12 protein-coding genes are annotated in these 14,842 nt (G+C 51.4%); 9 read left to right on the forward strand and 3 right to left on the reverse strand.

Translation table 11 applies throughout. The features are described 5' to 3' along the window. The coding region (locus tag MES37_RS11965) for a YicC/YloC family endoribonuclease (RefSeq protein ID WP_237931497.1) at positions 1-456 on the forward strand (456 nt) is incomplete at its 5' end. Positions 457-793: 337 nt separating this feature from the next. After that, positions 794-1,411, forward strand: coding sequence for a trimeric intracellular cation channel family protein (locus tag MES37_RS11970; protein ID WP_064541835.1), 618 nt, complete (start codon positions 794-796; stop codon positions 1,409-1,411). Here MES37_RS11970 and ligB read toward each other — a convergent pair. Beyond that, positions 1,405-3,096 (reverse strand): NAD-dependent DNA ligase LigB, encoded by a 1,692-nt coding sequence (ligB, locus tag MES37_RS11975; protein ID WP_064541837.1) that lies wholly within the window; start codon positions 3,094-3,096, stop codon positions 1,405-1,407. The genes MES37_RS11970 and ligB overlap by 7 nt on opposite strands. Before the next feature lie 255 nt (positions 3,097-3,351). On the opposite strand from ligB, the gene gmk reads away from it, so the two are divergent. From gmk to recG, 5 genes are read left to right on the forward strand one after another with little or no spacing between them, the layout of a single operon-like run. Further along, entirely contained in the window at positions 3,352-3,975 is a 624-nt protein-coding gene (gmk, locus tag MES37_RS11980) for a guanylate kinase (protein WP_064541918.1), read from the forward strand. Positions 3,976-4,029: 54 nt separating this feature from the next. Then, entirely contained in the window at positions 4,030-4,305 is a 276-nt protein-coding gene (gene rpoZ / locus MES37_RS11985; RefSeq protein ID WP_034461476.1) for a DNA-directed RNA polymerase subunit omega, read from the forward strand. An 18-nt stretch (positions 4,306-4,323) separates the two neighbouring features. Next, positions 4,324-6,435 (forward strand): bifunctional GTP diphosphokinase/guanosine-3',5'-bis pyrophosphate 3'-pyrophosphohydrolase, encoded by a 2,112-nt coding sequence (gene spoT, locus MES37_RS11990; RefSeq protein ID WP_121814631.1) that lies wholly within the window; start codon positions 4,324-4,326, stop codon positions 6,433-6,435. A 4-nt stretch (positions 6,436-6,439) separates the two neighbouring features. Then, a complete protein-coding gene (trmH, locus tag MES37_RS11995) occupies positions 6,440-7,129 on the forward strand; it encodes a tRNA (guanosine(18)-2'-O)-methyltransferase TrmH (protein WP_064541839.1) in 690 nt (229 codons plus the stop codon). Between the two features lie 4 nt (positions 7,130-7,133). Next, positions 7,134-9,215, forward strand: coding sequence for an ATP-dependent DNA helicase RecG (gene recG, locus MES37_RS12000; protein ID WP_064541844.1), 2,082 nt, complete (start codon positions 7,134-7,136; stop codon positions 9,213-9,215). A gap of 4 nt (positions 9,216-9,219) precedes the next feature. Here recG and gltS read toward each other — a convergent pair whose 3' ends face one another. Next, a complete protein-coding gene (gene gltS, locus MES37_RS12005) occupies positions 9,220-10,422 on the reverse strand; it encodes a sodium/glutamate symporter (protein ID WP_064541849.1) in 1,203 nt (400 codons plus the stop codon). Between the two features lie 229 nt (positions 10,423-10,651). On the opposite strand from gltS, the gene MES37_RS12010 reads away from it, so the two are divergent. Beyond that, positions 10,652-12,043, forward strand: coding sequence for a nucleobase:cation symporter-2 family protein (locus MES37_RS12010; RefSeq protein ID WP_133523071.1), 1,392 nt, complete (start codon positions 10,652-10,654; stop codon positions 12,041-12,043). A 125-nt stretch (positions 12,044-12,168) separates the two neighbouring features. Further along, positions 12,169-13,851: an AsmA family protein gene (locus MES37_RS12015; RefSeq protein ID WP_064541855.1), complete on the forward strand. Its 1,683-nt coding sequence runs from the start codon at positions 12,169-12,171 to the stop codon at positions 13,849-13,851. 11 nt (positions 13,852-13,862) lie between these two features. Here MES37_RS12015 and fabY read toward each other — a convergent pair whose 3' ends face one another. Then, positions 13,863-14,804, reverse strand: a complete 942-nt coding sequence (gene fabY / locus MES37_RS12020) for a fatty acid biosynthesis protein FabY (RefSeq protein WP_064541857.1) — start codon at positions 14,802-14,804, stop codon at positions 13,863-13,865. Between the last annotated feature and the right edge of the window lie 38 nt (positions 14,805-14,842).

Genomic DNA, 14,842 nt, shown 5'->3' on the forward strand with positions numbered 1-14,842 from the left:
GCGCTGGACGACTTTATTGTTGCCCGTGAAACCGAAGGCCAGGCATTGAAATTACTGCTCGAACAGCGCCTTGAAGGTGTCAGCGCCGAAGTCGTGAAAGTCCGCGCGCACATGCCGGAAGTCCTGAAATGGCAACGTGAGCGCCTGGTTGCCAAACTCGAAGATGCACAAGTTCAGCTTGAAAATAACCGCCTCGAGCAAGAACTGGTACTAATGGCACAGCGTGTTGATGTTGCCGAAGAGCTGGATCGCCTGGAAGCTCACGTTAAAGAGACATACAACATTCTGAAGAAAAAAGAAGCGGTTGGCCGTCGCCTCGACTTCATGATGCAGGAGTTCAACCGCGAATCGAATACCCTGGCATCAAAATCTATTAACTCAGATGTCACCAATTCAGCTATCGAATTGAAAGTGCTGATTGAGCAAATGCGCGAACAGATTCAGAATATCGAGTAATTGTCCGTCATGTGTTCTAAGGCCCGTGTTTTGCGGGCCTTTTCGTACTGGTTGTCATTGAAAGAGGAACGATTCAGTAACTCTCCTGTATCTGGGTTAACACCGTTTGCCAGAGCCCTCAAAATCATTGAAGTACTCATCACTGTGACCCCTTTCAATTATCACCAAATAAATTAATCCTTAATAAAACAACATTGCCATTAGAATCCTTACACATCGTACTTAGAAAAAAATTAAACATTAAAAAAACTAATCCAAATCATTTTGACTTAGAAAAACTCAATCGTGACACCATTCACAAAACGTTACCCTCTCCGCGTTTCCACTGGGGGTTCCAATGCTGCTACATATTCTTTATTTGGTCGGGATTACTGCTGAAGCCATGACTGGCGCGTTAGCGGCAGGCCGCCGCCGCATGGATACTTTCGGTGTGATAATCATTGCAACAGCCACAGCGCTTGGTGGTGGTTCAGTACGCGATATCCTTCTTGGCCACTACCCATTAGGTTGGGTGAAACATCCAGAATATGTCGTGATTGTCGCCATCGCCGCTGTGCTTACCACCGTATTTGCCCCCGTAATGCCTCATCTGCGCCGCCTTTTCTTAGTGCTCGATGCCCTTGGACTTGTGGTGTTTTCTATCATCGGTGCGCAAATAGCGTTGGATATGGGCGAAGGGCCAATTATCGCTATCATTGCCGCCGTTATAACGGGCGTATTTGGCGGTGTTTTACGTGATATGTTTTGTAAGCGTATCCCGCTGGTATTCCAGAAAGAGCTCTATGCCGGCATCGCTTTCGCCTCAGCGGTGCTTTACATCGTTCTGGAACACTATGTTTCGAACCAGGATGTGGTGATTATTTCCACGCTCCTGTTCGGATTCACCACCCGCTTACTCGCGTTACGACTGCGCCTGGGATTACCTGTGTTTCATTACAAACACGCGGATCACTGACCGGTAAATCCCAGGATTCCCTGCTCTGCAAGAAAAACCACTAATGCAGAAATTTGGGGATGATTGACAAACTCCACCAACTTTTTAGCTCGGCCAGCACCAATGCCCGGCAGTTTTTGCCAACTAAGCTCATCTCGCGCAACTAACTGCGACCATTGAGAATCGGGCAGAGTGGTAAACACAGCTCGGGGGAGCGGTAAACCAAAAGCGATTAACCACTGCTTAAAGGGCTGTTGCCTGACTTGCGAGAATTGCTGCCAAAGATGGGCCGCTCTGGCTGAAGAAATCCCGCTAATTTTCAACAGTTCTTCCTGACTGACGGTTACCCAAGAAAATATATGCCTTAGATTAAGATTCTGTTGGATCTGCTGCCAGGTGCGTACGCTCACTCCATTGATGTTCAATACTTCTGGAGAGCTAATCCAGGCCAACCGCGCAATAAACTGCTCGCGACACCAAACTTCAAAAAACAGACAGCTCAATGGAGTAACCATTTTATCTGTTGGCAGCGGCGGTTTATTGCGCTGGCTTACCCGCCATACCACTTCATCGACGCGCGGAATCCCCTGCCCTGCAAGACTCACCATCACCTGATCACCCAAAGCAATATCCAGAGCTTGCCAACGTTTGACTGAACCGATGTTCACTCGTTTGACCTGTTTATCATCTATCTGCAGGGGATTGAGTCTTAGAACAACAGCAACTTTTCCTGTGCGCCCGACCGTAAATTGAATGCCCTTTACCTCTGCAATTTGCTGGGCTGGTGGAAATTTCCATGCCATCACCCACGTTGCTTTGCCTGGCAACCAATATTGCCCCGCAGGCTCTATTGCCTCACGAACCACAATACCGTCGGTCACAAAGGGAAGAGGGGTCGTAAACAAGGACTCCCGTAACATCGCGATTGTTTCCACTGAGCTAACAGGCGTTGACCAAATTTTGGTTAGCGGAAAACCAGCCTGTGCGAGCGTGTCTAATTTCAGATTCATATCAGCAGGCCCATCTGGCCACGCCCAAATAAATATCCCCAATTCATTGAGCAAGGCTGAGTCGCTTTGGCTCATCATGGCACCAGCCACTTTTCCTCTGGCATTTATGCCACCCATCGTTTTCTGTATGTGATTATCTCTTTTCCAGAAAACCTCCCCTTGTAACACGCTATTAGCAAGCGGGCCTGAAAGGGTTACGGGGATAGCGGGAATCATTTTGGCCTTCTCTGTCCAGTCTTGCCCTTTCTCTCCGTCCCCGCGGCTAAGGAGTTTAGCCAGGCGTCCTTGCTGATAAACCAGGGTCACCGCCACACCATCGACTTTAGGTTGCACCCAGAGATCGGTTTTGCCTTTGGCCCATTGAGCAACTGCTGCACTATCTGGTAGTTTTTTTAAGCCTGTATGAGCAACCGGGTGCAACGCTTTCCCCTGTGTCGCCAACTGCGGTGGTTGTGGTTTTTCCGAGGGATGAAAGCAGCGCTGCCATTCATTGTATTGCCTGCGTAGACCATCGTATGTCGCATCACTGACCTCACTAACGCCCTGTTGGTAATAAGATTGATCCCACTGACTAAGCTTTTCATTCAATCCAGACATCTCCTGCTGGACTTGACCCGATGACCAAGCCGGACATGTCGCCGACGCCATTGCGCTCATCAGTCCCAGAAAACCGATAAATTTTGTTATCCACTTCATAATTCCCTCCGTGTAGAAGCAAGGAGAGATATAACGCCAGGAAACAAGCCGTACTAATAGGTTCTAAAAAGGATGCGAGGAGATTTCAGACATATTTAACTTGTTTCAGTAACACGAGGTGTTTTTTGGAAAACATTACGCAAATTGGTAGAAATCTTGCCGGGGAACACGACAAATTCTACGAGACACGGAGACGGCGTGTATAATAGGCCCGTATACGCACTTCTTTTTATGCTTACCGATAAGTTAGAACTCATGGCTCAAGGCACGCTTTATATCGTTTCCGCCCCAAGTGGCGCGGGGAAATCCAGCCTCATCCAGGCTTTGTTGAAGACACAACCGCTGTACGACACGCAGGTTTCTATTTCCCATACCACTCGTGGTATTCGTCCGGGAGAGAACCACGGCGAGCACTATTTCTTTGTGGAAAAGGAAGAGTTTAAGCAGATGATTGCTGAAGACGCATTCCTGGAACACGCTGAAGTGTTTGGCAATTACTACGGCACCTCACGCCATGCCATTGAACAAGTTCTGGCAACCGGCGTGGATGTTTTTCTGGATATTGACTGGCAAGGTGCGCAGCAGATTCGTCAGAAAATGCCGCAAGCCCGCAGTATTTTTATTCTGCCGCCATCAAAAGTAGAACTGGACCGCCGCCTTCGTGGCCGTGGGCAAGACAGTGAAGAAGTTATTACGAAGCGAATGGAGCAGGCGGTTGCAGAAATGAGCCATTATGCCGAGTATGACTATTTAATCGTCAACGACGATTTCGACACTGCACTGTCAGATTTAAAAATTATCATTCGTGCCGAGCGTCTACGAATGGGTCGCCAAAAAGCGCGACATGACGCTTTAATCAGCAAACTATTGGCAGACTGAGCCCAGTTTCAGTATCATGCCCAGTCATTTCTTCATCTGTGGAGCATTTTAATTATGGCACGCGTAACTGTTCAGGACGCTGTTGAGAAAATTGGTAACCGTTTTGACCTGGTTCTGGTCGCCGCACGTCGCGCTCGTCAGATGCAAACTGGTGGTAAAGATCCACTAGTACCTGAAGAAAACGATAAAACGACTGTAATCGCACTGCGCGAAATCGAAGAAGGGTTGATCACCAACCAGATTCTCGATGTTCGTGATCGTCAGGAACAGCAAGAGCAGGAAGCCGCAGAACTGCAGGCCGTAACCGCTATTGCTGAAGGTCGTCGTTAATTAGCCTGCGGGTAGCCCTTGTATCTGTTTGAAAGCCTGAATCAACTGATTCAACAATACTTGCCCGAGGAGCAGATAAAGCGACTTCGGCAAGCATACCTTGTTGCGCGTGATGCTCACGAGGGACAAGCACGTTCAAGTGGTGAACCCTATATCACCCATCCCGTAGCGGTTGCCTGCATTCTGGCCGAGATGAAACTCGACTATGAAACACTGATGGCAGCACTACTGCATGATGTGATCGAAGACACCCCTGCCACCTACCAGGATATGGAACAACTGTTTGGCAAAAGCGTTGCCGAACTGGTGGAAGGGGTATCTAAGCTAGACAAACTGAAATTCCGCGATAAGAAAGAAGCTCAGGCTGAAAACTTCCGCAAAATGATCATGGCGATGGTGCAAGACATTCGCGTCATTCTGATCAAACTCGCCGACCGCACACATAACATGCGCACGCTCGGGTCTTTACGCCCGGATAAGCGCCGCCGCATTGCTCGCGAAACCCTCGAAATTTATAGCCCTCTGGCACACCGTCTTGGTATTCATCACCTGAAAACCGAGTTAGAAGAGCTGGGCTTTGAAGCGCTTTACCCGAACCGCTACCGCGTGATTAAAGAAGTGGTAAAAGCGGCGCGTGGTAACCGCAAAGAGATGATTCAAAAAATCCTCTCTGAAATCGACGGGCGTTTGCAAGAAGCAGGCATTCCTTGCCGTGTCAGTGGTCGCGAAAAACACCTTTACTCCATCTACTGCAAAATGACGCTCAAAGAGCAGCGTTTCCATTCGATTATGGATATCTACGCTTTCCGCGTAATCGTCCATGACATGGATACCTGTTACCGCGTTCTTGGGCAGATGCATAGCCTCTACAAGCCGCGTCCTGGGCGGGTTAAGGACTATATCGCCATTCCAAAGGCCAACGGATATCAGTCCCTGCATACTTCAATGATTGGCCCACACGGTGTGCCGGTTGAAGTGCAAATCCGTACCGAAGATATGGATCAGATGGCAGAGATGGGTGTTGCCGCTCACTGGGCTTATAAAGAGCAGGGTGAAAGTGGCACAACCGCACAAATCCGCGCTCAGCGCTGGATGCAAAGCCTGCTGGAATTACAGCAAAGTGCGGGCAGCTCATTTGAATTTATCGAGAGCGTAAAATCCGATCTGTTCCCGGATGAGATTTACGTTTTCACCCCGGAAGGGCGCATTGTCGAATTGCCTGCGGGCGCGACACCTGTCGATTTCGCCTATGCCGTGCATACCGACATCGGCCATGCTTGCGTCGGTGCTCGTGTCGACAGGCAACCCTATCCGCTGTCTCAGTCGCTAAGCAGCGGCCAGACTATCGAAATCATTACGGCGCCAGGTGCACGCCCGAACGCCGCCTGGCTGAACTTTGTCGTGAGCTCTAAAGCCCGTGCCAAAATCCGCCAGATGCTGAAAAACCTCAAACGTGACGACTCCGTTAGTCTTGGTCGCCGTTTGCTAAACCACGCTTTAGGTGGCAGCCGTAAATTAGCCGAAGTCCCACCAGAAAATATTCAACGTGAGCTTGAGCGCATGAAGCTCGCTACGCTTGATGATTTGCTGGCTGAAATCGGCCTCGGTAACGCCATGAGTGTGGTTGTCGCGAAGAACCTGCAAGGTGAATCGTCAGTGGTACAGCAAGGCCACTCAACGACTCACAGCCATCTGCCGATTAAAGGCGCTGATGGTGTGCTGATTACCTTTGCTAAGTGTTGCCGTCCAATCCCTGGTGACCCAATTATTGCGCACGTAAGCCCAGGCAAAGGGCTGGTTATCCACCATGAATCTTGCCGTAACATCCGAGGCTATCAAAAAGAGCCAGAGAAATTTATGGCAGTGGAATGGGATAAAGAGACAGAACAAGAGTTTACCACCGAGATCAAGGTGGATATGTTTAACCATCAGGGTGCGCTGGCAAACCTGACGGCTGCGCTCAATAATGCAGGCTCCAATATTCAAAGCCTGAACACCGAAGAGAAAGATGGCCGCGTATACAGTGCGTTCATTCGTCTGACTGCACGCGACCGTATCCATCTGGCAAATCTCATGCGTAAAATCCGCGTGATGCCGGATGTGATTAAAGTCACCCGCAACCGAAACTAGTGTTATGAATCCTCAACGTTATGCGCGTATTTGCGAGATGCTCGCCAGGCGTCAGCCTGATCTGACCGTCTGCATGGAGCAGGTCCATAAACCTCATAACGTCTCGGCGATTATTCGCACCGCTGATGCCGTTGGTGTACATGAAGTTCACGCGGTCTGGCCGGGTAACCGCATGCGCACCATGGCCTCTTCCGCCGCGGGAAGCAACTCCTGGGTTGAAGTCAAAACGCACCGCAATATTGGCGATGCCGTTGCCCAGCTAAAAAGCAGCGGAATGCAAATCCTCGCCACCAACCTTTCTGATAAAGCCGTCGATTTCCGTGAAATTGATTACACCCGCCCAACCTGCATTTTGATGGGGCAGGAAAAAACCGGTATTACTCAGGAAGCATTAGCGTTGGCAGACCAAGACATCATTATTCCGATGACCGGAATGGTGCAATCGCTCAACGTTTCCGTGGCCTCCGCGCTCATTCTTTATGAAGCGCAGCGCCAGCGTCAGAACGCCGGAATGTATCAGCGCGAAAACAGCACGCTGCCAGAATCCGAACAACAGCGCCTGCTGTTTGAAGGCGGCTATCCTGTACTGGCGCGCGTTTCCCGCCGTAAAGGTTTGCCCTACCCGCATGTGAATCAGCAAGGTGAGATAGAAGCTGATGCCGCATGGTGGGCCACAATGCAATCTGCGGAGTAGCAGGATGAAAGGCCGTTTGCTGGATGCCATACCGTTAAGTACGCTTGCCGGAGTGGGTGCCAGCCAGAGCGGCAAACTGGCCAAAATTGGCCTGTACACCATTCAAGATCTCCTGCTCCACCTGCCGCTTCGTTACGAAGACCGCACGCATCTCTACCCCATAAATGACCTGATGCCGGGCACTCATGCCACGGTGGAAGGTGAAGTGCTGAACTGCAATATCAGTTTTGGTCGCCGCCGCATGATGACCTGCCAGATTTCTGACGGCACCGGCATCCTGACCATGCGGTTTTTCAACTTCAATGCGGCGATGAAAAACAGCCTCGCAACCGGTAAACGTGTGCTCGCTTATGGCGAAGCAAAGCGCGGGACGCACGGCGCGGAGATGATTCATCCGGAATACCGCGTTCAGGGCGATCTCAGTACCCCTGAATTGCAGGAAACTCTGACGCCGGTTTACCCCACGACGGAAGGCATTCGCCAGGCGACTCTGCGCAAACTGACCGACCAGGCACTGGAGTTGCTGGATACCTGCGCTATCACCGAATTACTCCCGGCGGATTTGAGCAAGGGGATGATGAGCCTCCCGGAAGCATTGCGTACTTTGCATCGCCCGCCACCGACCATGCAGTTAGCCGATCTGGAAACCGGGAAGCACCCTGCTCAGCAGCGCTTAATCCTTGAAGAATTACTGGCGCATAACCTCAGCATGCTCGCACTCCGGGCGGGTGCTCAGCGTTATCATGCATTGCCCCTGCATAATCATGATGAATTAAAAAACCAACTGCTGGCTGCCCTTCCGTTTAAACCAACGGGTGCGCAAGAACGAGTGGTGGCAGAAATTGAACATGATATGGCGCTGGATGTGCCGATGATGCGTCTGGTGCAAGGCGATGTGGGTTCGGGCAAAACGCTGGTTGCAGCACTTGTCGCATTGCGGGCGATTGCGCATGGCAAACAAGTTGGCTTGATGGCACCAACGGAATTGCTCGCCGAGCAGCACGCCAATAATTTCCGCCAGTGGTTTGCGCCATTGGGTATTGAGGTGGGCTGGCTTGCCGGTAAGCAAAAAGGTAAAGCGCGAATCGCCCAACAAGATGCCATCGCCAGCGGACAAGTGTCGATGGTGGTGGGAACGCATGCAATTTTCCAGGAACAGGTGCAATTCTCTCAACTCGCACTGGTCATCATTGATGAACAGCATCGCTTTGGCGTCCATCAGCGCCTGGCGCTGTGGGAAAAAGGCCAGATCCAGGGATTCCATCCGCATCAACTCATTATGACTGCGACGCCAATCCCACGAACCCTCGCGATGACAGCCTATGCCGATCTGGACACGTCGACAATCGACGAACTGCCACCAGGCCGTACGCCAGTCACCACGGTTGCCATTCCTGACTCGCGCCGCAACGATATTATCGACCGTGTACGTGGGGCATGTAGTGATGAAGGCCGACAGGCATACTGGGTTTGTACGCTGATTGAAGAGTCGGAATTACTGGAAGCACAGGCTGCAGAAGTGACATGGGACGAGCTAAAAACTGCCCTGCCGAATCTGAATATTGGCCTGGTCCATGGGCGCATGAAGCCGCAAGAAAAGCAGGCCGTTATGCAGGCTTTCAAAGAAGGGTCGATTCATCTTTTAGTCGCTACAACGGTCATTGAAGTGGGCGTTGATGTCCCAAATGCCAGCCTGATGATTATCGAAAACCCTGAGCGCCTCGGGCTTGCACAACTCCACCAACTGCGCGGCCGTGTGGGACGTGGGGCCGTTGCATCCCATTGTGTGTTGCTGTACAAATCGCCGCTGTCAAAAACTGCGCAACTGCGTTTACAGGTGCTGCGCGACAGCAACGATGGTTTTGTGATTGCACAAAAAGATTTGGAAATTCGTGGGCCGGGGGAATTACTCGGTACGCGTCAGACAGGGAATGCCGAGTTTAAAGTGGCAGATTTACTGCGCGACCAGGCGATGATTCCTGAAGTGCAGCGCCTTGCACGCCATATCCATGAACGCTATCCGCAACAGGCAACCGCGCTCATCGAACGCTGGATGCCTGAAACGGAACGCTATTCAAACGCCTGATTGCTTAGCCAAAGATTGGCAGCATCAGGTACAGCTTGATGACTATCGCGTTGACGATATCAATAAAGAACGCGCCAACCATCGGAACCACCAGAAACGCCATGTGTGACGGGCCAAAACGCTCGGTAATCGCCTGCATATTGGCGATAGCCGTTGGTGTTGCCCCAAGGCCAAAACCACAATGGCCCGCGGCAAGTACCGCTGCATCATAGTTTTTACCCATCAAGCGATACGTCACGAAAATCGCATATAGCGCCATAAAGATGGTTTGCACCGTCAGAATTGCCAACATTGGCAACGCCAGTGACGCCAGTTCCCACAGCTTCAGGCTCATCAGCGCCATAGCGAGGAACAGAGACAAACAAACGTTCCCCAGCACGGAAACCGCGCGTTCAAATACCCGATAGAAGCCGAGCAGTGAGAGTGTATTGCTTAGGATAACCCCAATAAATAGCACACAAACGAACGTCGGTAATTCAAAGCTGGTGCCTTGAATAAGATGCGCTACAAACTTGCCAGTAGTAAGGCAGATAGCAATCATCGCGATAGTTTCAATCAGCACCATAGAGGTGATCATGCGCCCAACCGCAGGTTTTTCGAAGGCCGTTGGATCTACGCTATCTTCTGGCGTGCCATCAGGTGTGGATGAGTGTTTGACCAGGTAACGCGCCACCGGCCCGCCAATCAAACCACCCAGTACCAAACCAAATGTTGCGCAAGCCATCGCAACTTCGGTGGCGTTCTGGAAACCATAACGCTCGCTAAATAATTTACTCCACGCCGCACCGGTACCGTGGCCACCAGACAGGGTAATGGAACCTGCCAGTAAGCCCATTAACGGGTCAAGACCTAACAGGCTCGCCATACCAATACCGATGGCGTTTTGCATCACCAGCAAACCTACTACCACGATCAGGAAAATACCGACAACTTTGCCGCCTGCACGCAAGCTGGAAAGGTTGGCATTCAGACCGATGGTGGCAAAGAAAGCCAGCATCAATGGGTCTTTCAGACTCATATCAAATTCAAATTCCCAGCCGACGCTTTTTTTGAGCACCAGTAAGGCCAGGGCGATTAACAACCCACCCGCTACAGGTTCAGGGATAGTGTATTTTTTTAATAGCGGTATGGTATGGACCATTTTTCGGCCCAGTAACAACACGAGAGTCGCAGCAACAAGGGTAGAAAGGGTGTCGAGATAAAACATAGAATTGCTCCTGTTTGCGCATATTTCTCACAGACGCTTTAATTTATCCTTCACTGGAATTTCAGGTTCTAGAAAAATCAGTAGCCGGATTTTAACCAAAAAAGAGTCGAAAGTTATATAAAAAGCTCGGTATATGTGATTTTTATCTTAAGAAACATTGTTAGCAAACGTTTGCTTTTACCATCCAGTCCGTTAAAATCACCGTTTTTTCGGCAAGGGATAATTTCTGATGTCTGTTAATGCTGTTGAGTCTGAAGGTGCGCAATCGGTTGCTCAGGCTCGTTCCAGTGAATTGATTTACCGCCTCGAGGACAGACCCCCTCTCCCACAGACTCTTTTTGCTGCCGGTCAGCACTTATTAGCGATGTTTGTTGCGGTGATCACACCGGCGATGTTGATTTGCCAGGCTCTGGGACTTCCAGCCGAAGATACCCAACATATTATCAGTATGTCGTTGTTCGCCTCCGGCGTGGCATCGATTATTCAGATTAAAGCCTGGGGCCCGGTGGGCTCTGGGCTTCTGTCTATTCAGGGCACCAGTTTTAACTTTGTTTCACCGTTAATTATGGGCGGTATGGCATTGAAAAATGGCGGGGCCGATGTTCCGACCATGATGGCCGCCCTGTTTGGCACATTAATGCTCGCAAGCTGCACCGAAATGCTGTTATCGCGCTTCCTGCATCTGGCTCGCCGCATCATCACCCCGCTGGTTTCAGGTGTGGTGGTGATGATTATCGGCCTTTCTCTTATTCAGGTTGGCCTGACGTCTATCGGCGGTGGCTATGCCGCGATGAGCGACCATACCTTTGGCGCACCAAAAAATCTGCTGCTGGCAGGTGCTGTGCTGCTGGTCATCATTCTGCTAAACCGCCAGCGCAACGCTTACTTGCGCGTGGCTTCTCTGGTTATCGCCATGGCAGTGGGTTATGCGCTGGCCTGGGCGATGGGCATGCTGCCGAATGTTGCCCCGTCAACCAACACCGAACTGATTATGGTGCCAACGCCGTTGTATTACGGCCTGGGCATTGACTGGAATCTGCTAATCCCGCTGATGCTGGTCTTTATGGTGACCTCACTGGAAACCATTGGCGATATTACCGCGACTTCTGACGTTTCTGAGCAGCCAGTTTCAGGTCCTCTATATATGAAGCGCCTGAAAGGTGGCGTGTTGGCTAATGGCCTGAACTCCTGTGTTTCTGCGGTATTCAATACCTTCCCTAACTCCTGCTTCGGCCAGAACAACGGCGTGATTCAGCTTACCGGCGTTGCCAGCCGCTACGTCGGTTTTGTCGTCGCACTGATGTTGATCGTTCTCGGCTTGTTCCCGGCAGTAAGCGGGTTTGTCCAGCACATTCCTGAGCCGGTATTAGGCGGCGCGACGATCGTGATGTTTGGCACTATTGCCGCTTCTGGTGTGCGTATTGTTTCCCGCGAACCACTGAATCGCCGTGCGATTATGATTATCGCGCTGTCTCTGGCGGTCGGGATGGGCGTGTCTCAACAACCGTTAATTTTACAATTTGCACCTGACTGGTTGAAAACGCTGCTCTCTTCCGGGATTGCGGCCGGTGGTATCACCGCTATCGTGTTAAACCTCATTTTCCCGCCTGAGAAAAATTGATGTACCTCACGCGCTGGTGATTTGTTGTCACCAGCGCGTGTTACCCCTCCTGACAATCCCATCCTTGAGCTATAACGGTAAATGGGGCATAACACCCATACCGAAACTTCATGGGATGGAAGACAATGAAATTTCTCGGAAAGCTGATCACTGCGTTATTGGTCGTCATATTTGTTGCGCTAATAGCTGCCTATTTTTTGCTGCAAACTCGTTGGGGAGCCACCCAGGTTAGCAGTTGGGTCAATGAAAAGAGCGATTACAATTTCTCTTTTGAAAAGATGAGTCATCGCCTGGCTTCGCCCACGCACCTCACGCTGACGAAAGTGACTTTCGGTCGCAAAGGCCAGCCTGCAACATTAGTGGCGCAAAATATTGATATCGACCTGAGCTCCCGGCAGTTTTCAGAGCCGATGCACTTCGACAAAATTCTGTTGCAAAACGGAACGCTAAATCTCAGCCCTAATGCTGCGCCGCTGCCTTTCCAGGCCGACATGCTGCAATTAAACGATATGGCGCTCAACAGCCCGAATACGGCATGGGACTTACGTGCGCAGCGCGTCAACGGTGGCGTGACCCCATGGCAGCCGCAGCCTGGCAAAGTCCTGGGTAATACGGCAGATATTCAATTTAGCGCAGGCTCCATGACGCTCAACGGCGTTCCCGCCACTAACGTCCTGTTGCAGGGCGCGATTAATAACCAACAAGTGACGCTCTCAACCATTGGCGCGGATATGGCACGCGGTTCGCTCACGGGTAATGCCCGGCGGCTTGCAGACGGTTCCTGGCAGATTGGTAGCCTGCGTTTGAACGACATTCGCCTGCAAACAGAAAAATCCATTGCCGATTTCCTGGCCCCGCTTGCCACCGTCCCTTCACTGAAAATTGATAGCCTGGAAGTCACCGATGCGCGGCTGGAAGGTAAAGACTGGGCGGTCACTGATTTAGATCTGAGTTTGCGCAATCTGACGCTGGCAGATGGCGGATGGCAAAGCGACGACGGGCGGTTGTCGATGAATGCCAGCGATTTTATCAATGGCGATCTGCATCTGAATGATCCGATTGTGAATATCGACTTCAGCCCGCAAGCCGCCACGCTACGCCAGTTCACTTCACGTTGGGAAAGAGGCATGGTCCGCGCCTCAGGCGTTTGGTTACGCAATGAGAAAAAGCTGGCGCTGGATGAGCTGGTTTTTGCCGGGCTTGAATATACGCTGCCGGAAGACTGGAAAGCCCGCTGGATGAAACCGCTGCCGGAATGGGTGCATTCGGTGACCATTAAAAAGCTGTCGGCGAACCGGAATCTGGTCATCGATATCGACCCGGCCTTCCCGTTCCAGTTCACCGCGTTAGACGGCACGGCGAACAATCTTGAAGTTGTGCGCAACAGCCAGTGGGGAATCTGGAGTGGCAACGCCACGCTGAATGCGTCGTCAGCCACTTTCAATCGTGTCGATGTCCGTCGCCCGTCGATTTCGTTGAATGCCACAGATAACCAGATTTCGATTACCGAGCTGAGTGCTTTTGCGGGTGAAGGTATGCTGGAAGCAACAGGGGCAATTTCGCAGGCTCCGCAACGTAATGCTGCGATAAATCTGCGAGGACGTTCGGTGCCGGTAAACGTGTTGCAACAATGGGGATGGCCGGCGTTGCCGCTGGAAGGGAATGGTAATTTACAGCTTTCCGTGACCGGCAGCCTTGCTGCGCAAGCCGCCCTTAAACCGACCGTGAACGGTACCTTGCAAGCCACCAGTTCCGACGGCAAACAAGTACAGCAAACTATGCAGAATGGCGATGTTCCCGGCGCATAAGCGCCGGGTTCTTATTCTTCTTCGTTCCCACCTTCTTCAAGTGGGCCAAAAGGTTTAGCGGGTAGTACCAGATACACTCCTTCAAATACCGCGCCTGGAGTATCATCGCCGTACAGCTCAACTTGCAATGCAACGCGAGCTTTGCGGCCTCGCGCCAGGCGGTCAAGATCACCGCTTAGCGACCCCAAATCGGCAATAGCACCCGGCCTTCCGGTGATCGGGCTGCTATATCGGATATGCGCATCGGCGAGAATAATCGTGCCGCCAAGATGCCGCTCGCGCAACATTAGCCAAATCAGCCCCCAACCCGTCAGCGTGGCGAGAGAAAACAAGCTGCCTGCAAATAAGGTCTGGTGCGGGTTTTGATTGCCTGCTTCCGGCATAGTGGTAATGAATTTCTGCCCGGTGTATTGCAGGATGCGCACGCCCATTTTTTCACTCAATGGAATGTGCTGATACCAGGCTTGTTGTAGCTGCCCACACCAGTCAGCGCGATGAAGAATGTCATCCAGTGAGGCAACCGGTTTAATCATCAAGTAGTGGCGAATCGGGGTGGTCGAAGGCGTAGTAATTTCACCTTGATTCTCAAACCCCAGTTTGGCAAAAAATTCGACGGCATCTTCACGCGCGCTACACACCACACGTTTAACCCCTTCCTGACGCGCGACAGACTCAAGCGTCATCGCCACCAGCGTTCCCAGCCCTTTATCTTGCACAGACGGATGAACCGCCATAAAGCGAATAGCCGCTTCGTTATCGGCATTGATATACAAGCGGCCAATGGCAACAATACTTCCTTCTTCGTCCACCACCATTTGGTGATGAGCCATGGCATCCCAGGCGTCGCGCTCGGAGCCTTTGGGTTGATGCAGCGGCTTGCGCAACATCTCCCAACGAAACTGGTAATAGAGCTCAAGCTCTTCTTCGGTTTGCGGTACGCGAAGGTGATACATACATGTACTCTCTCTTGTTACGCGGGACCGGGTTTTGT

Origin of the sequence: Buttiauxella sp. S19-1 (assembly GCF_022134725.1) — a bacterium.
In the GTDB taxonomy this organism is placed as follows: Bacteria; Pseudomonadota; Gammaproteobacteria; order Enterobacterales; family Enterobacteriaceae; genus Buttiauxella; species Buttiauxella ferragutiae.

Coding starts and splice junctions, on each gene's coding strand:
- MES37_RS11970 (WP_064541835.1), top strand. CDS start 794: ATGCTGCTACATATTCTTTATTTGGTCGGGATTACTGCTGAAGCCATG.
- ligB (WP_064541837.1), bottom strand. CDS start 3,096: ATGAAGTGGATAACAAAATTTATCGGTTTTCTGGGACTGATGAGCGCA.
- gmk (WP_064541918.1), top strand. CDS start 3,352: ATGGCTCAAGGCACGCTTTATATCGTTTCCGCCCCAAGTGGCGCGGGG.
- rpoZ (WP_034461476.1), top strand. CDS start 4,030: ATGGCACGCGTAACTGTTCAGGACGCTGTTGAGAAAATTGGTAACCGT.
- trmH (WP_064541839.1), top strand. CDS start 6,440: ATGAATCCTCAACGTTATGCGCGTATTTGCGAGATGCTCGCCAGGCGT.
- recG (WP_064541844.1), top strand. CDS start 7,134: ATGAAAGGCCGTTTGCTGGATGCCATACCGTTAAGTACGCTTGCCGGA.
- gltS (WP_064541849.1), bottom strand. CDS start 10,422: ATGTTTTATCTCGACACCCTTTCTACCCTTGTTGCTGCGACTCTCGTG.
- MES37_RS12010 (WP_133523071.1), top strand. CDS start 10,652: ATGTCTGTTAATGCTGTTGAGTCTGAAGGTGCGCAATCGGTTGCTCAG.
- MES37_RS12015 (WP_064541855.1), top strand. CDS start 12,169: ATGAAATTTCTCGGAAAGCTGATCACTGCGTTATTGGTCGTCATATTT.
- fabY (WP_064541857.1), bottom strand. CDS start 14,804: ATGTATCACCTTCGCGTACCGCAAACCGAAGAAGAGCTTGAGCTCTAT.